Here is a 21,414-nt window from a genome sequence, read left to right on the forward strand (position 1 = left end):
TTGAATTTAGGGTGTTTATTTTAAATTTATATAACCTATATAACTTAACATAATGTGAATTATCAGTAGTAAATAAAAAAGAGAGCTTTAAAATAAACAAGGCTCTCTTTTTATTTGTAGTCATTTTTGTATCCTTCTAAAAAATAGAATTTATTCTCTCTTCAATTTGTTTTAGCATTTCCTTCAGCACTGACTCCTCAAGATGTTCAGAGACATTTCCAAACAATAAATGATCTATAGGTTCAATTCCTGTAAACTCAAATATCCCAACATCTGACGTAATTTTTAACCCAGCTGTCATTCCGATTTTGTCATACATCTCTTTTGGAGCACCGTGAGTATTAATTATCAAACCTTTCTTACCTTTGAGTAACTGAATAATTCCTTCCTCACCATAAGCATACGCATAGCCATAAGAAAATACACGATCTACATAGCCTTTGATAATGGCGGGAAGACCAGCCCACCAAATTGGATATATAAATATTATTACATCCGATTGAGTAATGAATTCTTGTTCCGTTTTAATATCATCTGGGATATGGCCAGATTTCATAGCATCCGTATCTTCAGGTTTCAGTACAGGCTGAAAATCTAATGCATACAAGTCCCTCACAACAACCTCATGACCTTTATTCTCTAAGGCTTGAACAATGGTTTCCATTATAGAATAATTAAAACTTTCTGGATGTGGATGGGCATATACAACAAGATGTTTCATTTATATTCCTCCATTTATATTGGATTTCTTCCACCAGAACCAACGTTACTGTTCTTTTGAAATATTATTATTTCTTTTTCTTCTTACTATGAGAATAATAGCAACGACAAAGGCAATTGCACTATATATCCAGGTAAACATAAAGGCAAGACCCAATCCTATATTAGCGTCCACATAGTGGCTGTTCATATGGTCTATAGCTAAATAGAGAAGTGGGAAGCCTCCAATAATAAGTAAGGGTATCAAGAAAATACTTTTTTTCGTCTTTCTGGTTGTTAAAAAGATAATCAGAAAGGATAGCAACAGAAACATTTCCGAAGCTATGGTCAAAATTAATAGCTTGTTCATACTAAATTTTCTCCTTTATGTAACTGTTTGGAATTTCGGAATTACTTGTAATATATTCAACAATGTCTATCATATGAAAATTTTCAGTACGTTTCTACATAGAACCCAACATTCGTATCTTAATTTTCATAGGGAGCTGACTTTTGACTATTTACTTGTTTCTTACTTTTTTTCTTCCTATTGGTCAATATAGCAAATCCAACTCTAGGATGGAAAAGATGCAAAGGAGGGCGTATTAAATTCATCACTCTAACTAATCTAAGATAAATCTCAGGATCAGAAGCCGAAAGCTGGTAAACTTTCTTACTATACCATTGTTTAATCGGCTGTATGAAAGGTTTCTCTCCATTAATATCGGGATGGCGAAATGCTTCTGTAATTGCCATATCCCATGGAGTTGCAATAAGAGTAGAAAATCTCTTGTGAAGTATTTTGGTAAACCTGCTATTAGGATATGCAGAATTTCCAAAATAGTGTTGCAACTCTAAGGCCTCCATAGCAGCAACAGATATTCCCTGTCCAAATACCGGATCGAATCGACAGTGAGCGTCTCCAACAACTAGAAAACCTTCTGGGGCATTCGCAAGATCAAAGCGTCGACGTACTTGATAGGGAATTGCATGTATTTTTATTTCTGAAATTGGTTCCACTTGTTCTAGGAAATGAAGCACATCAGGTACAGGTAACTTTTGTGCATAAGATAAAAATTCTTCCGTTGTTCTTGGCGCATTTTCATTAGCATAACCACTAAAGGTAACAGAAAAACGATTTCCTTCAATCGTTTGAATATACGCACCGTAAGGGTTCTCGGGGAAACTAGGAGAAATTAAAAGGTTAAACCAGTCAGGTCGTCCCTGATTTTTCAGCCGAAAGAGTCTAGTAGCGTAAAAAAGGTTAATCCAAACCTTTTCTTCCTTAACTTCTATATCGTATGTTTTTAGCCACTCTATACTTTTTGAACCAAACCCACTAGCATCAATAACAACATTTGCAAGAATTGTTTTTTCGCTTCCTGTCTTAAGGGAGCGCGCTCGTACTCCGGATATTTTATTACATTGATGATCTAATAATAGTTGCTCGACCTTTGTTTCATACTCGGTTGTAATATTAGGAATTTGATCAATACGGTGTTGCAAATGCCACTCTAACATAGGGCGGCTTTGTTGAATCATCTCTAATTCTCCTAAAAATCGTTTTTTCCAGGAACCAAAATGGTGCCATTTTAAATCTTTTGTAAAGTTATTTATAACACTTCCATCTTCGACTAATCGATTAAAGAAGTGAGGGAACAATTTCTCAATTGCTTGTTCTCCTCCTTTTAATAAAACATGGGGATGATGACTTTGAGGCACCCTCTTTCTAGGGGCTTTCTCCTCCCACTTTTCCCCAGCTTCTAGAATAATTACTTGCCGAAAAGTATGTGATAGGGCTTTAGCAGCTAGTTTCCCAGCAATGCTTCCTCCGATAACTATTGCTTTCTCCAATATGATTCTCCCCTCAATCTATAATTAGCATAAAATACCATATGGAATTTGTTTTATTATACTTCATAAGAATTACCTTTGAAATGAACTTCTCATAAAATCAAAAGTTTCTAGAACGCTGAAATTTGCATGGAGTGATTGATATAATTATCGATAAACTCACAGTTAATTTCCTCAGGGAGCGTTTCTCTGCATATTAGATACATATATTTGATGTTTTTCCCCCATAAAAAAGAACGGGTTTTTTATTTAATGAACAAATTAAGCACTTAATAGGACTACTTAATCAAGTTTGTTAGTTGTTTTATTCCATTTATTCAATATCGTGTAGAATTTAGTGTGATTATTAATAAAATATGTTGATACAATGTAACTTATATGATTGTAGGAGGTTTCATTCCATTAAATAAAAAAGACTTGCTTTAGATGAAAAGCAAGTTAAAAGAAAGAAGACTGATCTAACAACTCCATTATAATCCAATAAATGTAACATAACATTAAAATATGGTTAAGAAATAATTAAAAGTAAATTAATTCATAAAAAGGGTAAATTTACTTTCCTAATTTTGAGTGCATTAAAATAATTTCAATAATTTAAAGAAAATCGGTGTTCTATGTTTCTAAGAATAGGTTTTTACACCAGAACCACTAAAAATATATGAGAGAGGCTCTGATAGTTTAACAAAGTACCTCAACTGTAAATCCTCCAGGTGCTTCCACGTAAAATGTATAACCATGTAATTGTTTTGGAGGTTCGACATTAAATCCATCTTCTTTTAACCTCTGATTAATTTTATCTACCTCCTCTTCATTCTCTTGGGGGAATCCAATATGGAAGGTCTTTGGATAATTGACCTCGCTTCCCTTCATTAAAGTTAGTACAAAACCTTCTTCATCATACATTATAGCAAAACCTTTACCCCTGTTTGCCCTGCATGTCATACCAAAATAAGTTTCCAAAAATTCTTGAGTAGCAGGAACATCTGTAACTGTTAGGTTGAGGTGATGAATTTTCATGTTTTCACCCTTTCTTAAATACATTCAATAATAAGTCTTGTGTCGTATCCTATAAAAACCATTAATTAGATGAATAGTTTACTCTATGAATGTAAATATTTATCTATATCTCTTTTAACCATTCGTTTTACTTCTTCAAAAGCTTTGGTTTGCCCTTCGTAAAATATGGAGCTGTTTAAATCCTTTCTTTTTTCTGCATCCTTAGACCATCTTTCCGACCTTTCAATTAACTTATCAAGTACCTCAACCAACTTTTCATTTTCCACGAATACCCCACCTTTAACTGGAAATTTTTACACAATCAATTATCCATAATATCTTCTACAGTTTTTATAGAATTCCTGTTTAACAAGTTTCTTTTATATAAGTCTTAAGATACACATCCACATAAAAACAAATATATATATAAGAAGAACAACCAATAAGTATATATATAATATATATCTATTAGAATAACTAATAAGTTTATATACTAATTGTATGTAATATTTTATTTTATATTATATAGAAGAGTAATAGTTAACGTATTTTATCAAAAAGTATTTTATCTATTATCTATAATGTAGAAAAAGTTCATATTTGTCGTCACTAAGAGTAAAGTATAAAACTTTAATTTTTATAACAGAGTTTATTCATTTACTCCTTTATGTAAAATACGGTTATTTTACATCTTTAATAAAGATTACATTATTAAAGATGTATTTATATTAAATACTTATAAATTTTCTATTGAATTATTATGAATACAATAATTTCTTAAAAGGTAAGGCAGTAGTAAAAGAAGTCTCCCATTGAGACTTCTTTTCTATCTTCATTAATTTTTTATTTCTAGACTGATTTAAATGTTAAGATTAAAAATCAGATAAAATTAAATAAAATCCTCTATTTTAGCATTCTTTTTAAATTTTAAAATGGCTTCTACTGCCTTTTTGTATCCTCCAGAATCCCTTAAAGATTTTCCAATTTCCAAGCTTTTTTCTTTAAATGAAGAATTTAATATTACTTGTTCCGTTGTATTTCGTAATGTGATAGCATCTAGTTCTTGACGATTAAGTTGTAGACCAGCTCCTAATTCTTCAATTCGATTAGCCACTATTGGTTGATCCCCCATAACAGGGATAACAACGAGAGGAACACCAAAATAAAGCCCTTCACTCGAACTATTCATTCCACCATGAGTAATAAAAACATCTGCTTGTTGTAGTATTTCTAATTGGGGTACATAATTACGCACGATGAAATTAGGTGGAATATCTTTAAACTGGCGAATATCAGTCTGTTTTCCTACTGATAATACAACTGTAGCTTGACTTCCTTGGAATGCTTTAAAACAGGTAGTATATAAATCAGGTTGCTGATTAAATACCGTTCCCATTGAGATAAAGATGAGCTTATTACTAGGGATACTTTTTAAAGAAAGAGTTTCTACATCTTTCCGTGGCGCAATAGAAGGACCAACAAAGATGAAAGACTCATCAAATTTATCAGCATAGGGTTGATATAACTTAGAGGTAAATACAATCGTGATATCCCCAGGACAAGACATCAAGTTTTGTCTATCACTGAGAATTACTCCATATTTATGTTTCCATTTTGTCGATATTTCTTCAATTTCTCTATATCTTGGGGAGATTTTATCCATTTCTCCTCTGCTCTTTATAAGAGCTGAAAAGATATCCTCATTAATGGCAAATGTTGTACAAGAAGATATTTTAGGTATTCCCAGTACATCAGCAATAATCCATCCTGCAGCGAAATTATTATCATAAATAACATAGTCGTACTTCTCTTCGCTTATTTCGTTTAGAACATCCTCTATAATCTTATCCATTGACCGCCCCATAAATAGCAACATTTCGAGTGGATCTATTTTTTCTGTCAGCCTTTTCATTGGATCTATATTGTGTGTAAAATTTTCATAAGGACGAAATAAAGCACCTGTTTTTTCAATTTTGCTTTTATATTCTTCTACACAGTAATAGACCACGTCTTCTCCCTTTTTCACTAGCTCTTCTACGAGTGCAATAGTGGGATTAACATGGCCTTCTCCAGGAAAATTAAAGAATAATACCTTTCCCATTAGAATTCCTCCTTTTTTACAATATAAAATAACAAAATATTAATATATTTCCTTATTATACCACTAAATAACTTTTAATATCATATATATTCTTAGTTCACACAATCAGCGTTTCCAGAACATATACAAAAAGAACTCCCCAAAGCCCCAAGGGGGCTGTTGGGTTTTCTTTTTACCGATTATGAAATTCTTTATACATCAACTTTCGGTTTAGTGCGATTAACTATGCTGATAAAGATAGCTTTTTAAATATATATATTTTCTTTACATTACATTTGTAATGAAAGAAATTATTTTGAATTCTATTTGCATCTTATTTCAATGTTATTTAATTCGAATTAAATTCTCAAAGGAACTGAAAACTTTTAGAATAAGGGATGAAAAATAATAAGTGAGGATCAATATTATGACAAATATTTCTTTATCCGATAATGGAAGTACTCCTTTTCAGCAGCTATTAGGCCATAATATAAATGTATTGGGCGCTTGGAACAATCTAGGAGACGTATTAGAAGGGGATAACAGCCTCTCAGCTTCTTTGAAAGAGCAAGTTAGAAGAACATTAGCTCAAAAAAATGGATGCGAATATTGTAAAGCAAAAGGAAAGCCTAACCCAGATTTATTTGATGAAAAAACGTCTCTTGCTGTAGGTTTTGCGGAAGTTTTTTTAAAACAAAGAGGGGAAATAAACGAATCCTTTTTTCAAGTGTTGAAGGAAACCCTCACCAATCGTGAGATTAGTGAATTATGTGCATTTATAAGCTTTACTACAGCTTCACAATATTTTGGAGCCTTATTGGCTTTAAAGCCAAATAAGGAGTAAGCATATGATCTAGTAGATCAAGAGTTTTTCCTGAATCAATAAGAGTAAAAATAGGTAGAGTTTACACCATATTTATTATATCTATTTAATAAATGTAATTTTGCTCTTAGAATAAGGGGGAAGACATGATTTAAATAAGATAAAATCATGAACTTTATTAAAATTCACAATAAATATGAAGAGAATAAATACCTTTAGGTATTATTCTTTGTTAGTAAAATATAAGGAGGAACCTTTATTGATTTCGGAATTATATACAAAAAGGTTACACCTAAGAAAGATGCATGAATCCGATGCATCTAATTTATTTAAAATTTGGTCTGACCCTCATGTTACTAAGTACATGAATATTAACAATTTTATCGAGATAGAACAAGCAAGAGATATGATTAACTTTTTAAATAAACTAGCTTTTGAAAAAAAGGCTATTCGCTTTGCTATTATTGAATTAAAAACAAATGAAATTATTGGATCATGTGGCTATAACATGTTAGACTTCGAGCATTCAAGAGTTGAAATCGGATATGATCTTTCCAAAGCAGTATGGGGAAGAGGGTATGCATCTGAAGCTATTAGCAGTCTATTAAATTATGCTTTTTTAGATTTGGACATAAACCGAGTTGAAGCAAAAGTAGAGCCTTTAAATACTAATTCGATTAAAACTTTACATCGGTTGAATTTTACATTTGAAGGAACGCTTAGGCAAGTAGAGAAGTCAAAAGGAAAGTTTATAGATCTTAATGTATATTCCAAATTAAAAACAGATTAATGGCTTAATGCAATTATACATTTACTTATTTTACTAACATTTACTGTTAATTACATCGTGATTAGAAATACATTTCTACCTTTGTCAGCTATATTTACGGAATCAAGTATGGCAAGAAGTATAGCTTGTTATTAACTTTTTTAAAAAAATTGCTGGTTGAGAGCAGAAGGAGCAGATAAATAAATGAGTACAAAAAAAATATATCTTATCCCATTTGAAACAACCCATATTCAACATTTGCATAAATGGTTAAATGATGAACAGGCAATGCGAATGATAGGTAGGACACCTTTAACTTATGAAGAGGTAGTACAGGAAGTAGAAAGGAAAAGAATGAATGACGATTTAATTTTAGGCATTGAAAACAATGAACAAGTATTAGTTGGATGGGTATTCCTAAAAGATATAAATTATGCACATGGAAGAGCTAGTATCGGCATTCTTTTATCTTCCGAAGCTAGAGGTCAAGGATATGGTCAGATAGCTATGGAGCAAATGATTGATCTAGGGTTTAAACAGCTTCGTCTAAATAAAATCTATTTAACAACAAGAGGATTAAATGAACAGGCCATTGCATTATATAAAAAAATTGGTTTTGTTACAGAAGGCATATTAAGAAATCACGCCTATGTGGAAGGGAAGTATGTAGATACATATTTTATGGGTATATTAGCTTCAGAGTGGAACAGATGAACCTAAACTTATGTTTATTATAATTTCTTTCTAGATTAGAGGTTGAAGGGATTTGATTGTAAATAAATTTATATGAAGACCTTGTTCTTAAGAGTGGTTGGGATGTGACGACTTATTTTCACGAGAAAAGGTCTTCTTTTTAGAAATTATTTTTAGCTTCGTTTTGTAAGCCCCTCTATTCTTTATTCACGTATTTTTTATACATTTTTATCAGGGTTTACGCATCAGTTCACAATGTATACCATACCCCTTTAGTTACCATAATGTGAGTTATCGGAATTAAACGATAGTAAACCCTCCTTAAAAAAGGAGGGTTTACTATTATCTAAAGAAGGTTCTATCTTAATTAAAATCTCTTTGTTACTTAAAAATTATCTCAAAGCTTTTACTAAACTTTGACCAAATTCTTTTGCACCATCTGGACCATCACCAGTAATGATGTCGTTATATGCGACAACATGTTCTGAGACATATTTTACGTTATTATCTTTTAATTGATTAATCTGTATATCTACTGGATAACATGTTGCTGTTCGTCCTTCAAGAAGACCTGTTTGAACTACAGAAACTGAACCTGCACAAATTCCAGTTACAAGAGCTTTTTGCTCGTAAGCTTGTTTTAAGTAAGTTTGTAAGTCTTGATTATTCCATAAATAATCGTTTGTGCCAGAACCCCCAATAACAGCTACGGCATCATAATCATTAGATGAAACATCAGTAAAAAGAGTAGTTGATTCTACTTTACCTTGATAATCTCCTATAATTTCACCTGTTTTTGTACTTGCAATTGTTACTTCAATACCTTCATTTTCTAATGCTTCTTTTGGATGAAATAATTCATCTTCGTTGAATCGTTCCGGTGGTATAATAAATAGTGCTTTCTTACTCATTGTATGTCTTCCTCCTGAAATATAAAAATTATTTAAAACCTAAACATAGTTTAACTTGGCCTTTGTAGCCTGTGAAGAACGCACTTTATTGTGCGGAGGTTACTAAAAGGTTACTATTGTAATAACAAAAGGAGAATGAGATTGATGTCAGATACATTGCGAGAAGAAATTAGAAAAAAGATACTAAATGGTGATTTTAATTGTGAAAAAGAACTTACTTTATCTATCCTTAGTGGAAAATGGAAAGTTGTGATTTTATGGCACTTAGGAGTAGAAGGCCCACATCGATTTAGTGACCTTCAAAAGCTCTTTCCAAAAATATCTCATAAGATATTATCAAACCAGTTACGTGAACTAATGGAAGATGGAATCATACATAGAGAAGTTTTTCCTGAAATTCCTCCTCGAGTTGAATACTCGATGACTGAACTAGGAATGACATTGTTACCTATAGTAGAAATGATGTATGAATGGGGACAAAAAAGAATGGTTGATTTAAAAAAACAAATTAACTCTAAAGACTAAATACATAAAATCTTGTGTTTTGAGCAAACTACCCAAGACGATGCAAAGCGTCAATTACAAACCTTATATGTATTCACACAGAAAAACTACCTCCCTCTCCAAACGGTAGTTTTTTCTGTTTTTTAAGCTGTATACGGTATACAAAGTTAGTTAACATAATCACAATTATCGGAAATAAAAAGGCCTTTATAATTTACAAAGGCCTTTGAAAAAATTGTTTAGTTAAGCTTAAAAAATGTAGATTTATCAGAGATTCTCAAAAAATCTATTTACCTATTAAAAAAATTTTTTATAGCTTCTAGACGTATCCTATGCCCACAATCTTCACAAGTGTATTTCCCTTTCATATTCTCTTTAACTAGCTTATATTTCAATGTGCCTTCATATACTTTGAATTTTTTTCTGCAACTTATACAAATTACTTCATAATAAAAAATTTCAAATCCCTCCCCCTTCTTAAATTTAATATATGAAACAAAGGATTTATATTTAAAATTTGGGCAAACTACTCAAGAAACCGTGAGGCATCTGCGAAAATCCTTACTGCAATAGAGCAGAAAAACTACCTTCCCAACTCCAGAGGTAGTTTTTCTGTTTTTAGACTGTATATGATATACAAAGTTAGTTAACATAAAACAGCTTCTCGGTAGTTAAGGTATCTATAAGCCTCTATACTTTATATGCCTGTTGTATTATTCATAAAAAATATATATGTGTGCGTCAACTACAACTTCTAGTGAGAGCCTAAAAAAATATGACATCTTTGTTAACAACAAGGTCTTTCTCTTCTTTATCTCGAAATAACCTACTTGTAGAAAAAAATGGTAAAGGAGACAAAGTCTTATGCAAAAAATGAAATCCTCTCTTACAGGTCGCCTACGTGGTTATACAAAGGAAATGATGAAAGATTTAAATGTACCAGGGGCAGCAGTCGCAATCATAAAAGATGGAGAAATTATTCTTTCTGAGGGATTTGGATATCGCGACATTGAAAATAAAAAATCTGTTACACCAAATACACTGTTTGCAATTGGTTCATCTACAAAAGCATTTGGTACACTTTCTCTAAGTTTGCTGGCCCAGCAACAAAAGTTTAATTGGGATAAATCTATCCAGACTTATATTCCTACTTTTTCACTCCATGATCCTCTCGTAAGCTCACAAACTACAGCTCGTGATTTAGCCTCTCATCGTTCTGGTGTTAGTCGTCATGAACTGCTATGGTATGGATCTTCATTAACACGAAAAGACATCGCGGAAAAAATTCAATATTTGGAGCTAGATGCACCATTTCGTACAAGCTTTTTATATAATAATATAATGTATGCAACCATTAGCTATATGGTAGAAGAAATTACAAATCAGACATGGGAACAGTATGTAACCGAACATATTCTGCAACCTCTTCATATGGAAGATACAAATTTCTCGGTTACTACTTCACAAGAAAAAGATGATCACGCACTTCCATACATTGGAAAAAACGAAGATGTAGTCAAAGTCCCATTTCGTAACATCGATACAGTTGGCGCTGCAGGATGCATAAATTCAAATATAGAAGATATGGCCAAATGGGTGCTGTTCCAATTAAATCAAGGGAAAGTGGGCGAACATGAGCTTATTACACCGAATATGTTACAGCAGATGTATCAACCGCATATCCCAATTCCGGATGAACCACTTTTATCTACATCAGAAACAACACTAAATTGTTATGGACTTGGCTGGTTTATTAGTGCATATCGCGGTCATAAAGTAATCCATCACGGTGGGAATATTGACGGATTTTCAGCACTCGTATCTTTTATACCAGAGGAAAATATGGGGCTTGTTATATTAACAAACACTGGAACAACGTTATTACCATCTTACCTTGCGAATCAAATTTATGATGAGCTTCTGGAGCTAGATGCAATTGACTGGCATAAAAGAGCTGTAGAAGATACAGCTAAATTTAAAGAAATGATGAAAGAATTAGATAAGCCTCTTCCACAAGTAAAAGAGACAACCTTTACACATGCAGTAGAAGAGTATACAGGGATATTTGAGCATCCTGCATATGGAAAAATTGAAGTGTATAAACAAAATGATACGTTATATTTAAAGTGGGAATCAGTTGATATAGAGATGAAACATCATCATTACAACATGTACACAACGAAGTGGAATCTTTCTCATACAGAAATGAATGTATTAATTGCCTATGAGATGGACGTAGAAGGAAAGTTATCACAGTTTAAATTGCATTTACCACCCATGTTGAGTACAAAACCGATTGTGTTTAGTAGAATTACAGATAGAAATTCATAAAATTAAATATAAAACTTACGATATATCAGTTTTAATGAAAAGAAAGTATGAGCCGGGACGTAAATTCTAGCTCAATACTTTCTTTTTACTTTTTTATATGGATATAGCACTAAATAGTAGTATTCAACATGATTTTTCAGAAATCCTTTCTTTAGTAGATAGTTAACATAAAACAGCTTATAGGAAATTCAACGTCTAGATACTATGGTATGCCATTGGGTCCCACAGTCTTTTGATATTAATTTGGTTATCTTCAATGTCTATTCTATAAACATCTGGATTCGTTAGGTTTGCCCATTCATTAAAACCAAAACTTTCGTCAAAATATCTCAGAATTAAACTCATAAGGTTTCCATGTGTAACTAACAACGTATTCTGTTCCTTGCTATATTCTATTTCTTCTCTGATAAGGTTGATTGCACGCTCTGTAGCTTCTCTTGTGGATTCTCCCCCTTCAATAACAAGATCTATATCATCGAAAGTTTGTTTTAATAGTTCTAACCAGTTAGTAAATGATTTATTGCTTAGCCTTCTTTCTGATAATCTATTGTCAATTTGTATACTTAACCCTACTTCTTTTGCATAAGGTTCGATTGTTTTTACAGCTCTTTCATACGGACTAGAAATAATTTTAGTGATTTTACAGTTCACTTTATTTAAGTAAGTAATAAGATTAATCGCTTCTTTCTTTCCTTCTTCAGTTAATATTGCCCCTTCTTCTTGTCCTTCTGCTTTACAATGTCTTACCAGTATAAATGTTTTCATTAATCCCATCCCCTTATCTAAAATTTCAAACCTATTCACGTTCTACACCTTAAACCCTTTCTGCTCCTTCATATAACTGTATACGATAAATACCATAAGTTAATATAAAACGTATTATCGGCCCTTTGTTTCACCTTTAGCTTTCTGTATAACATCTGTTATAAACGGCGCTTTTGCTTCTGTATATCCAACTCGATCACAACTATATTTTTGAGCCAATTCAATTTTTAATTGATTATATTGATTACGTACATCTGGATGTTTTCTTAGATAATCTCGAAATAAAATATTACGATTCCATTCTTCACTTTCGTATTTATATATGTGTAAATGATGTGTACCTGCTCTCCATAATCCTTTTCTAAAGAACCTTCTATTTGGAAATTCCTTATGAAATACATGTTCATATCCAATATTACTTAGTGGTTCAATAAATCCGCCCACTTTTTCTAATTTATAAACTCCAATCATAATATCTATTATGGGTTTAGCTCCTAACCCCTTAACAGATGTACTTCCAATATGTTCAATTGATATAGCTATATCGCTTATAATATCTTTTAAAAGCTTTTTTTCTTCGTGAAAAGATAAAGCCCAATCAGACGTATAATTCTCAATGATTATTTGTTTATCCATATGTATGTCTCCTTATTTCTTTCTTGGATATAATACCAATCTTAAATATATCAAAAGAGTTTAATTTATAAAGGAGAAATGAATATTACATCCAACCCTAGTTACCATAATCAACGTTATTGGAAAACAAATAATAAAAGCTTTGATATATAATATAAATTGGAATAAAAAGGAGGTTAAAGCAGTGGATTTTAATAGAGTAGATGTAGCTTATAGCTTATTACTTGATAAAAGTGAAAGTAAAATTTTAATGGTACTAAATAGAAATAATTCATGGTCTTTACCTGGTGGAGGAGTAGAAAAGGGGGAAACTTTAAAACAAGCAGCAATTCGAGAAACAAAAGAAGAAACAGGCTACGATATTGACATAGATGGTATTGTAAGTTTGAATGAAGCATTTATTGACGATAATCATGTCTTCTTTGTTGTCTTTAAAGACTGTCTTATACAAGAACCAAGTCAAATCCCCAAAGAAGAAAATATTTTAAAAGTAGAATGGATTGATTTAAAAACAGCAGATAATCTAATGCCTTATTACCCTAGTGGTATTAGCAGTTTAATTAATAATTCAAATGCCCAATATATAATTCAAAGATAAAACTAAGTGTATATCATATATATCTTTAGTTACCATAATCAAAGTTATCGGAATTGTTTGAAGTGAAAATCTCATATTTTCAAAAAAATTATAATTCCTCAATTTTCTTTTTGATGTAAATTAACCTGATAATAAAATTTTGAATGTAGTGAGGATATACGATGAAATCAATCATAGCAACAACTTGTATATCATTTATGATTACAAGCCTTATGACAGCTTGTAGTGAAGAGAAAGAAACTGTTCAAGCAGAACCAAAAAAAAGTTGAAAGCACCCTATCTCCTACGGAGAAGCAAGAGATGTTAGAGGTTGAGCAATTAGAAGAGGGAATTATGTCTTATCGACAAAGTGTAAAAGGCGGAGATTATGGTATTTCTGTTTTACTTTACAGATAGTTCTCTCCCCTTTTATTCAAATACAGCAACCCCCCACCCGTTTGGAGAGGGGGCATGTTTTAGCAATTTGATTTATAAACCTTGTCTGCTCTAACTATACTTATAAACGTTAAAATAATTGCAAGGACAACAAGAACTCCCCAATATCCATTACCTCTAACAGCCAAGACAACTGAGATTATTCCAAGCAACATTGCTGTTGTTAGACCCAACATCGTTCTGAAGTCTTTCAATACTGCCCAATTCATTTTCTCTCCCCCTTTATCTAACTATAGCATTTAACAAACCCACTAAGGATAATTTTTCCTCAAAAAGAATAAGACTCAAGTATATCGTATTCATGATAATTAAATTATCTGGTAGGAAGGCGAAGTCAGCTCCAGTCCTCTCACACCACCTAGCATGTGGGTCCGCAATCGGGATTACTAATTCAAGAACAATTTTCCATTAAAGGGCGCTTTAATTGAATAAGATTCTATGCATAGAAAACCCTACTGACTAGGACCAGTAGGGTTCTCTATATGCAATGAAGATGAAAGAAAAGCACGTAATCAAGAGAATGTACTCTCATCTTTATAAGGTAACAAATGATTCCTTCATTAGCTGTGAGAAAATTCACAGCTCTAAAGGTTAGAGCATGTTACGATGTATTTAACCTTTCTAACAAAGGACCAGTCTTCCTTTGCTTTATGTAAGAACAATCATTCTGTAGTAATCTCTGTTCTTCTATGTTCAGAGATTTTTTTTTGTTTTAAAGCTGTATACATTATTCATTTTTAGTTCAGTCGGGTAAGTTAGGGGCATTACTACCCCTAACTTACCCGACTGAACCCTGCGAGTCCCTTTCAAGACACATCGGCTCAAGCCTCCCATTGCAGGTCCATTTGCTGTCGTATCCTCATCACATACCATAAAGGTAAGTAAAACGTACGCCGACGCTCCAAATATAGGTATACATAACAATACGTTTCTTTCGTCAGAAGATAGCCACAACCTTATGTGCCTACGAGAGACCAACGAGAAGTCAGCTCCCTTTCGGGCCTATCATGGGTTTGTCTGTAAGGACGATAGTATCCATCCAGTTATACAGTTTCCTGCTTTCCTGTTCTCTTTCGAGATAACGGCATTCGCTTTCTCTCGTATCCTTTACCCTCTGTCACATCGTTTGATCTTACGATCTCCCTACTGCTTATACAGATGACAAAGGGCTTACCAAGTTCCGCATCTTATAGATACGACGAGGTTAGGTGGGCTCTTTACTCCGGGCAAGATACGGGACGCGCCACAGCAGCATTATGAATCTAATCTGCTTTTCCTCTTGCCAATACCCAAGCAAGTCTGTGCACGATCTTGAGCTAACACTTACGAAGCTTACAAACCTTCACTTTCGTTCACCATACTCATCTTCCCCTAGCAGTGTTCCGAGTCGTGCACTGACTCTCTGTTTCCGCATTTCCGCATGCAACCCACGAATCCGTTACCAGAAACGCAGTTTTGGACGGGGATAGTTTTTGCGTCTAAACTAGTGGCGTGAGCCACACTATATAAAAGCGACTTCTTGTCGCACCATAAAACGTATTATCGGTAGACATCTCCTAATTTGATATAAAGGGTGCTTTATGTATGTAACTTGAGCAAGATACCTGCTCGATCAAAAATTGTGCGATACCCTCAGCAGATATCTTAAACCCGGGCATATCAAGTGAATTAACCTTTATTTTTTTTGATTCTTTATGTTCTTTAACAAAAGGCAACCGTACAAGTGTCCAGTCTAATTTGCTTTCTTCAAGGATTTGTAGCTCTTTTTTCTTATCTAAAATCATCTCAGAATAAAGAATACGAAAAGCAATTGCTCCTAGTTTATTGACGAATGTCTTTTTATCCCCTTTGATATCTAAAGACCCACCCGTTACACCAATATATCTTTTAATTTCAAGTTCTTTCATAGTGTTGACGATTAAAGTGGTAGTTTCACTATATAAAGGTTTAGCTCTGTTAGGTTGACCAAATGTATTTATCACTACGTCACATCCATTAATTAGAGAATAAATGGAATCTGCATTTCTAGCGTCTCCTTGAATAAAACTTACATTTGGATCTGCAAATGTAAGTTTCTCAGGACTTCTAACTAACAAACGGACTTTATAACCTTTTTGAATTGCTGTTTCGGCTAAATATTTACCTGCTTTTCCAGTACCTCCAATAATCGCAATTACATTTTTCATATAAATTAGTTCCTCCACATATTCACTTTTGTTTAATTCTATCATTCTATATCCATAAATAACCAAAACAACTTATCTTTTGTTATCTTCTAGTCGATATAACCACCATTAATGGAACAGGAACCCACACACAAAAAGCCTTAAATTTAATAAAATGTAAGGCTTTCGAAATGCAACATAATTTCGGTAGGTTTAGGAAAACACATCCGAGTTCCAGAAAATAACTACTATAGATAAGATCAAACAGATTGTTGCAGGAATAACAGTTACAATAGATTGATGAGCTCGAAACATATGAGCATGTATGGCCCCATCATGAGAATTATAAATAATATGCCCGATCCTAAAACCAAGTGTTGATTCCAAATACCGCCGATCATTCCTATTGCTCCAATGAGTTCAATAAGTCCAATTGCAGACATGAACCATAATGGGTATCGATAGTGCCGCCAATGTTCAACTTGAAACGGTATACGAAAAAGTTTTATAAATCCTCCTATTAAAATAAAGATTGCTAAAATCACTTGCACAAAAGTGATCATCTAAGCTTCCTCCTTTTAATGATCTTGTTTAGAGATATTTTCAAGTAGGAATGAATGGATATATATTCCTTGTTGTATTTTATCATTAATGATGAATTATTAAATTAAAATTATGTATACCATATACAAATTTAGTTAACATAATGGATTTTATCGGTAGTTATGATCTCCTTGTTCAAATATGTATTTTCTGGTAACATCAGGATCGTCAAGAATACTTATTTAGAACTCATATAAACTATTAAGCAAGCGAGGCATAACACATTGAGAAAACATTTTGGTAAAATTTCATTTGCTTTTTTAATTTTGACTTTTAGCTTTTATTTCATGGTTCCTACAAATAATAATTACTCATCAACAACTATTAACACATGGTTATTGATTGGATTAGCTTTGACATTAATTTTTGCTTTTTTAAGTCCTAAAAATATATGGAAAAAGATCGTACTAACCGTTATTACAATAGCAATTGTACTATTTTTATTTATTGCTATTGCGTTTGGAATATCAGGTCTATAAAGAATACAGCTGTAATTTACATAATGGATTTTTTCGGAACCCCCCATTAAAAAAGCAGGCTTAAGCCTGCTTTTTCCTATTGATTTGCATGAGTTCTTGTTTAATTGAACATTCTATTTAAGAAACCTTTCAATACTCATTTCAATACATAAAGGTGGATTTAATATACATGAATCGTAAATTACGTAAGGCCTTTATTTCGTATTTCATTGTTTCGATCGTTCCCTTTGCTGTTATATTTTTCACCGATTATTTAGTTCGAATAACTAGTAGAAAGTAATTTATATTCTTGTGGCATAATAAATAGTATTTTGAGCAAACTACTCAAGATGTCGCCAAACATTGACTCGTGTAACTAACTATGCAACAGAAAAAACTACCCTAGCAGACAGGTAGTTTTTTCTTTTTAAGCTGTATATGGTATACAAGGTTAGTTAACATAATGTCTCTTTCCGGTACACATCACAAAAAAGAACCCTTGTGGGAGTAAGGGTTTAAAAGAGATTACTATTATGAATTATGCACCTTTTTATACATCGTTGAGAATTCAACGTTGCTTCAGTAGGCGAGAATGAAATTGATGTATAAAAAGTGCACCTTTTATACATATGCTTACAATGGAAAAGATAGTATTTATAGCAAAAATTCACTATGATTTATTGTGAAATAAATTCCATATTAACTTTCCCTTATAAGCTACCTCTCCTGACGACCCGAGGTAGTTTTCTATTTGTTCTTTCTAAGACATACTTTTTAAAATATATATTTGTATAGCCATTATCTTTGAACAGACGTAGGGAATTGTGAGAAGATATATATAATAAAGACAAAAAACACATCTCTTAGAGATGTGTTTTTTGTTTCAATTTTCACTTTATAACTCAATGCATAAAGTAAGCAAATTGATAACCATTGAGTACATACTAGCATAATGAAAAAGCAGTGGCAAATCGTAGATGGCAGCTTTTTATTTAAAAAAATTATTAGAAAGGCTTTCTTCCAACCCTTCCTACTTATTGATATTAAACCAGCCTTTTCGTTTAAACCAAAGAATCATACCGATTGTCATTAAAGCCATAATTCCTAAAACGATATAATATCCGTAGTGCCAGTGAAGTTCAGGCATATGATCAAAGTTCATCCCATATAACCCTACGACAAATGTAAGGGGAATGAAAATCGAGGAGATAATCGTTAATGTCATCATAATAGAGTTCATCCGATTGGCGTTAAGTGAAAGATAATTATCCCTCATATCTGATGTCATATCTCGATTGGCTTCCACCATGCTTGTTAATTTTATCAAGTGGTCATAGATGTCGTTGAAATAGGCTTTCTGATCCGCAGGTATATGTAAACGTTCAGAATTAATAATTCGATATAGCAAATCACGCATAGGAAGAATGGTCTTTCTCAGCTTTAATAAATCACTTCGGATATCAAAAACATCATTCATTAGTAAAGCAATTGATTTTTTGGCATCTCTGCTTTCAATTTCATTTAATTTATCCTCAATTTCATACACAATTGGGAAGTAATCATCCACTAATTGGTCCAGAACCGCATAAGCAATATAGGACACTCCTTTATTAAATCCACTAGGATGCTGTAAAAGGCGTTGTCGTACTGTTTCAATACTGAGTACTGGTTTAAAGTGAAAGGTCACTAAATAATTTTCTCCAATAAATAAATCTACTTCTTCAACATCTAACGTGTTGCTATTTAAATAATGCAGAACTAAAAAGCTGTAACCCTCATAATAATCAAGTTTAGGACGTTGTAATAAATGAAGACAATCTTCGATAGCTAAAGGGTGAAAGTGAAAAAACGTCTCTAACACTTTTGCTTCCTCTTCAGATGGAGAGGCAAGATCTACCCAGAACCACTTAATTGAAGGGTCAGATAAGTGATCAAGGGATACATCTTCTTTGACGTGTAAGTCTTGTGTGATAGCTATTGTTCGAATCATACTGCTGCTCCTCCATGTGATTAATGATTCTCTATTGTATAGTATGTTACATAAAATAAACGATTAATCCGACTACTAACAAGGCAATAAAATCTTTCTGATATTTTCTTCTTTTTTCTTCACTTGTATCTTTATTTTTCCTAAAATATTTATCTATAAAAATAATAAAACAAAGGAGGAGGAAACTAAGGATGATATCCAGTATTAAGAAATGAAAGAAATTATCTGTAGTAGTCAATGACATAGTAATTCTCCTTATTTCTCACCTTTAAGCGAGGGGATAATAAAATGAGTCTCTCTTCATATGTTAATCAGGTACAAAAAGTACTAAAGTCAATTTAGCTTTATAATAACGTATAGGATAAAAAAAGGATTCATTTTTTATTGTTTTCTTTATCCTAATGTCTATAATTAAAACATACAAAACAACTTATTATATATAAAAGTATTCTATATGCCCTAATTTTTTGGAAGAAAGAGGATTATTAATCTTGAAAACAGGTATAGTCCAAGAAGAATATAAGCCAATAAGTTGGGACAGAAAGTAAATAATAAAACGTAACTATATAAGAAAAGAAATGGTAGTAGGAGATCTTTATGAAATACGCACAAATTTTCACTGAAAATCGAATTCGAAATGCAACGTTGATTGTATTGCTTATTTGTATGAGTATAGCTTGGCTGTTTGATAGCGATTACTGGTACAATATAGCTGTTCTGATTGTTTCAGTATCTTTTATCTTGCATGGTGTAAATGATTATATCGTAGGAAAGAACAAAGCGAGAGGAACTGTTATTATACTATTGAGTGTTCTTTTTACTCTATATAATTTACTAAGAGTCTTTTTTTTATGATAAAAATAAGATTCTTACACTTGCAAGGAACGAGGAGTTTTTATGTTTAAGAAAATAGTAAAATGTTATGATTACAAACTTATTGTAGCCCTAATTGTTCTAAGTCTCATTGGTTTAGTTATGGTTTACAGTGCTAGTATGGTAACGGCTGTTAGTCGTTACGGTGTTGAAGGGGATTATTTTTATCAAAAGCAAAAACTTGCTCTTATAGCAGGCTTCTTCTTTTTCTGTGTTTCTGCTTTTATTCCCTATAAAATTTATCGAGAAAAAAAAGTGTTAAAAATCTTATTAGTAACAGTAATTACGCTTCTTGCTTTGGTCCTTATTTTTGGACATACCGCCGGGAATGCACAGAGTTGGCTTATACTAGGTCCGATCAGAATACAACCACTTGAATTTACGAAACTAACGATCATTGTATATCTATCGGCTGTTTTTGCGAATAAACAAGAGTACATCAACGATTTAAAGCGCGCTATTATTCCACCTATCCTTATCGTATTTTTTATTTGTTTCTTAATTGCTTTACAACCCGATTACGGTGGGATTCTACTTATTTTAGGCACAGTTGCAGCTATTGTCTTATGTTCAGGTATCTCTAGAAAATCAATGCTGAAGATTGCCTTACTAGGATTAATAGGAATCATTATTATGTTAGTCGTTTTATTGGTAACGGGACATATAGATACTGTGTTTTCCCCTGTTCGTCTAGCTCGTTTCACTGGTTTTCTCCATCCTTTTGCAAATCAGCAAGGAGATGGATACCAATTGGTTAATTCTTACTTGGCTATAGGAACTGGGGGATTAACAGGTGAAGGGTTAGGACAAGGTGTCCAAAAAGCTGGTTACCTACCTGAATCTCACACAGATTTTATTATGGCCGTTATTGCCGAGGAATTAGGTTTTTGGGGAGTACTTCTTGTATTAGGATTACTGTTTTTTATTATTTTGCAAGGCTTAAAAATAGCAAGAAGATGCAACGATCCTTTTGGAGCACTACTAGCTATAGGTATTTCGGTCATGATTGGCATTCAAGCATTTGTTAACCTTGGAGCAGTAACGGGAATTCTTCCTATTACAGGTGTAACGTTACCTTTTGTCAGTTATGGTGGTTCTTCTCTTACATTACTTATGTTTGCTGTAGGAGTATTGGCGAATATATCCATGTTTAATAAATATGAAAAGAAATACAAAAACAAAGTAACAGGTCCAAGGGAACTGAAAAGCGTCTAATGATTTACTTAAATGA

Annotated in this window: 21 protein-coding genes and 1 pseudogene; 9 read left to right on the plus strand and 13 right to left on the minus strand. The window is 32.6% G+C overall.

All coding sequences use genetic code 11. From position 1 onward, the window contains the following. Positions 1-136: 136 nt before the first annotated feature. From LIS78_RS29260 to LIS78_RS29285, 6 genes are all read right to left on the minus strand, one after another. The gene (locus tag LIS78_RS29260; RefSeq protein WP_209152409.1) at positions 137-721 is read right to left on the minus strand and encodes an NAD(P)H-dependent oxidoreductase; all 585 of its coding nucleotides are present in this window, start codon (positions 719-721) and stop codon (positions 137-139) included. A gap of 45 nt (positions 722-766) precedes the next feature. Then, a complete protein-coding gene (locus LIS78_RS29265) occupies positions 767-1,069 on the minus strand; it encodes a hypothetical protein (protein ID WP_209152410.1) in 303 nt (100 codons plus the stop codon). Positions 1,070-1,188: 119 nt separating this feature from the next. After that, a complete protein-coding gene (locus LIS78_RS29270) occupies positions 1,189-2,556 on the minus strand; it encodes an FAD-dependent oxidoreductase (RefSeq protein WP_252285647.1) in 1,368 nt (455 codons plus the stop codon). A 675-nt stretch (positions 2,557-3,231) separates the two neighbouring features. After that, complete coding sequence (locus tag LIS78_RS29275) at positions 3,232-3,570, minus strand: VOC family protein (RefSeq protein ID WP_252285630.1); 339 nt, start codon at positions 3,568-3,570, stop codon at positions 3,232-3,234. An 83-nt stretch (positions 3,571-3,653) separates the two neighbouring features. After that, on the minus strand, positions 3,654-3,836 hold the full coding sequence (locus tag LIS78_RS29280; protein ID WP_043977906.1) for a hypothetical protein: 183 nt from the start codon (positions 3,834-3,836) through the stop codon (positions 3,654-3,656). 602 nt (positions 3,837-4,438) lie between these two features. Further along, positions 4,439-5,650, minus strand: a complete 1,212-nt coding sequence (locus tag LIS78_RS29285; protein WP_252285631.1) for a macrolide family glycosyltransferase — start codon at positions 5,648-5,650, stop codon at positions 4,439-4,441. A 406-nt stretch (positions 5,651-6,056) separates the two neighbouring features. Here LIS78_RS29285 and LIS78_RS29290 point away from each other — a divergent pair, with 406 nt between their 5' ends. The 3 genes from LIS78_RS29290 to LIS78_RS29300 all read left to right on the plus strand — a co-directional run bounded on the left by LIS78_RS29290 (position 6,057) and on the right by LIS78_RS29300 (position 7,935). Next, positions 6,057-6,473: a carboxymuconolactone decarboxylase family protein gene (locus LIS78_RS29290; RefSeq protein WP_252285632.1), complete on the plus strand. Its 417-nt coding sequence runs from the start codon at positions 6,057-6,059 to the stop codon at positions 6,471-6,473. Positions 6,474-6,711: 238 nt separating this feature from the next. Further along, complete coding sequence (locus LIS78_RS29295) at positions 6,712-7,242, plus strand: GNAT family N-acetyltransferase (RefSeq protein WP_252285633.1); 531 nt, start codon at positions 6,712-6,714, stop codon at positions 7,240-7,242. Positions 7,243-7,425: 183 nt separating this feature from the next. Next, complete coding sequence (locus LIS78_RS29300) at positions 7,426-7,935, plus strand: GNAT family N-acetyltransferase (RefSeq protein WP_252285634.1); 510 nt, start codon at positions 7,426-7,428, stop codon at positions 7,933-7,935. A 371-nt stretch (positions 7,936-8,306) separates the two neighbouring features. Here the strand turns inward: LIS78_RS29300 and LIS78_RS29305 are convergent, their stop codons facing one another. After that, positions 8,307-8,825: a DJ-1/PfpI family protein gene (locus LIS78_RS29305; RefSeq protein WP_252285635.1), complete on the minus strand. Its 519-nt coding sequence runs from the start codon at positions 8,823-8,825 to the stop codon at positions 8,307-8,309. A 144-nt stretch (positions 8,826-8,969) separates the two neighbouring features. On the opposite strand from LIS78_RS29305, the gene LIS78_RS29310 reads away from it, so the two are divergent. Continuing rightward, positions 8,970-9,350 carry a winged helix-turn-helix transcriptional regulator gene (locus LIS78_RS29310; protein ID WP_098598798.1) on the plus strand — a complete coding sequence of 127 codons (381 nt, stop codon included), beginning with the start codon at positions 8,970-8,972 and terminating at the stop codon, positions 9,348-9,350. Positions 9,351-10,193: 843 nt separating this feature from the next. Further along, positions 10,194-11,660, plus strand: a complete 1,467-nt coding sequence (locus LIS78_RS29315; RefSeq protein ID WP_252285636.1) for a serine hydrolase — start codon at positions 10,194-10,196, stop codon at positions 11,658-11,660. Between the two features lie 195 nt (positions 11,661-11,855). Here the strand turns inward: LIS78_RS29315 and LIS78_RS29320 are convergent, their stop codons facing one another. Further along, the gene (locus tag LIS78_RS29320; protein ID WP_252285648.1) at positions 11,856-12,425 is read right to left on the minus strand and encodes a histidine phosphatase family protein; all 570 of its coding nucleotides are present in this window, start codon (positions 12,423-12,425) and stop codon (positions 11,856-11,858) included. Between the two features lie 114 nt (positions 12,426-12,539). Further along, positions 12,540-13,061, minus strand: coding sequence for a GrpB family protein (locus LIS78_RS29325; RefSeq protein WP_252285637.1), 522 nt, complete (start codon positions 13,059-13,061; stop codon positions 12,540-12,542). Between the two features lie 184 nt (positions 13,062-13,245). Here LIS78_RS29325 and LIS78_RS29330 point away from each other — a divergent pair, with 184 nt between their 5' ends. After that, the gene (locus tag LIS78_RS29330; RefSeq protein ID WP_252285638.1) at positions 13,246-13,659 is read left to right on the plus strand and encodes an NUDIX hydrolase; all 414 of its coding nucleotides are present in this window, start codon (positions 13,246-13,248) and stop codon (positions 13,657-13,659) included. A 455-nt stretch (positions 13,660-14,114) separates the two neighbouring features. Here the strand turns inward: LIS78_RS29330 and LIS78_RS29335 are convergent, their stop codons facing one another. From LIS78_RS29335 to LIS78_RS29345, 3 genes and pseudogenes are all read right to left on the minus strand, one after another. After that, positions 14,115-14,303: a hypothetical protein gene (locus LIS78_RS29335; protein WP_252285639.1), complete on the minus strand. Its 189-nt coding sequence runs from the start codon at positions 14,301-14,303 to the stop codon at positions 14,115-14,117. Positions 14,304-15,650: 1,347 nt separating this feature from the next. Beyond that, the gene (locus tag LIS78_RS29340; RefSeq protein WP_252285640.1) at positions 15,651-16,280 is read right to left on the minus strand and encodes an NAD(P)-dependent oxidoreductase; all 630 of its coding nucleotides are present in this window, start codon (positions 16,278-16,280) and stop codon (positions 15,651-15,653) included. Between the two features lie 192 nt (positions 16,281-16,472). Next, positions 16,473-16,822: pseudogene (locus tag LIS78_RS29345) on the minus strand (DoxX family protein). Between the two features lie 327 nt (positions 16,823-17,149). Between LIS78_RS29345 and LIS78_RS29350 the strand changes: the two are divergent. Then, entirely contained in the window at positions 17,150-17,341 is a 192-nt protein-coding gene (locus LIS78_RS29350) for a hypothetical protein (RefSeq protein WP_252285641.1), read from the plus strand. 1,009 nt (positions 17,342-18,350) lie between these two features. Here LIS78_RS29350 and corA read toward each other — a convergent pair. Then, a complete protein-coding gene (corA, locus tag LIS78_RS29355) occupies positions 18,351-19,310 on the minus strand; it encodes a magnesium/cobalt transporter CorA (protein WP_055990250.1) in 960 nt (319 codons plus the stop codon). A gap of 597 nt (positions 19,311-19,907) precedes the next feature. Between corA and LIS78_RS29360 the strand changes: the two genes are divergently transcribed. Then, a complete protein-coding gene (locus LIS78_RS29360) occupies positions 19,908-20,165 on the plus strand; it encodes a hypothetical protein (protein ID WP_252285642.1) in 258 nt (85 codons plus the stop codon). 42 nt (positions 20,166-20,207) lie between these two features. Continuing rightward, positions 20,208-21,398 carry a putative lipid II flippase FtsW gene (gene ftsW, locus LIS78_RS29365; protein ID WP_252285643.1) on the plus strand — a complete coding sequence of 397 codons (1,191 nt, stop codon included), beginning with the start codon at positions 20,208-20,210 and terminating at the stop codon, positions 21,396-21,398. Positions 21,399-21,414: the final 16 nt, after the last annotated feature.

Source organism: Priestia megaterium (assembly GCF_023824195.1).
Classification (GTDB): domain Bacteria; phylum Bacillota; class Bacilli; order Bacillales; family Bacillaceae_H; genus Priestia; species Priestia megaterium_D.

Excerpts from the sequence above, each read along its gene's own strand:
- corA (WP_055990250.1), bottom strand. The coding sequence starts at position 19,310 with ATGATTCGAACAATAGCTATCACACAAGACTTACACGTCAAAGAAGAT.
- LIS78_RS29335 (WP_252285639.1), bottom strand. The coding sequence starts at position 14,303 with ATGAATTGGGCAGTATTGAAAGACTTCAGAACGATGTTGGGTCTAACA.
- LIS78_RS29320 (WP_252285648.1), bottom strand. The coding sequence starts at position 12,425 with ATGAAAACATTTATACTGGTAAGACATTGTAAAGCAGAAGGACAAGAA.
- LIS78_RS29350 (WP_252285641.1), top strand. The coding sequence starts at position 17,150 with ATGGTTCCTACAAATAATAATTACTCATCAACAACTATTAACACATGG.
- LIS78_RS29305 (WP_252285635.1), bottom strand. The coding sequence starts at position 8,825 with ATGAGTAAGAAAGCACTATTTATTATACCACCGGAACGATTCAACGAA.
- ftsW (WP_252285643.1), top strand. The coding sequence starts at position 20,208 with ATGTTTAAGAAAATAGTAAAATGTTATGATTACAAACTTATTGTAGCC.
- LIS78_RS29360 (WP_252285642.1), top strand. The coding sequence starts at position 19,908 with ATGAAATACGCACAAATTTTCACTGAAAATCGAATTCGAAATGCAACG.
- LIS78_RS29285 (WP_252285631.1), bottom strand. The coding sequence starts at position 5,650 with ATGGGAAAGGTATTATTCTTTAATTTTCCTGGAGAAGGCCATGTTAAT.
- LIS78_RS29300 (WP_252285634.1), top strand. The coding sequence starts at position 7,426 with ATGAGTACAAAAAAAATATATCTTATCCCATTTGAAACAACCCATATT.
- LIS78_RS29310 (WP_098598798.1), top strand. The coding sequence starts at position 8,970 with ATGTCAGATACATTGCGAGAAGAAATTAGAAAAAAGATACTAAATGGT.
- LIS78_RS29315 (WP_252285636.1), top strand. The coding sequence starts at position 10,194 with ATGCAAAAAATGAAATCCTCTCTTACAGGTCGCCTACGTGGTTATACA.
- LIS78_RS29265 (WP_209152410.1), bottom strand. The coding sequence starts at position 1,069 with ATGAACAAGCTATTAATTTTGACCATAGCTTCGGAAATGTTTCTGTTG.
- LIS78_RS29290 (WP_252285632.1), top strand. The coding sequence starts at position 6,057 with ATGACAAATATTTCTTTATCCGATAATGGAAGTACTCCTTTTCAGCAG.
- LIS78_RS29325 (WP_252285637.1), bottom strand. The coding sequence starts at position 13,061 with ATGGATAAACAAATAATCATTGAGAATTATACGTCTGATTGGGCTTTA.
- LIS78_RS29275 (WP_252285630.1), bottom strand. The coding sequence starts at position 3,570 with ATGAAAATTCATCACCTCAACCTAACAGTTACAGATGTTCCTGCTACT.
- LIS78_RS29340 (WP_252285640.1), bottom strand. The coding sequence starts at position 16,280 with ATGAAAAATGTAATTGCGATTATTGGAGGTACTGGAAAAGCAGGTAAA.
- LIS78_RS29260 (WP_209152409.1), bottom strand. The coding sequence starts at position 721 with ATGAAACATCTTGTTGTATATGCCCATCCACATCCAGAAAGTTTTAAT.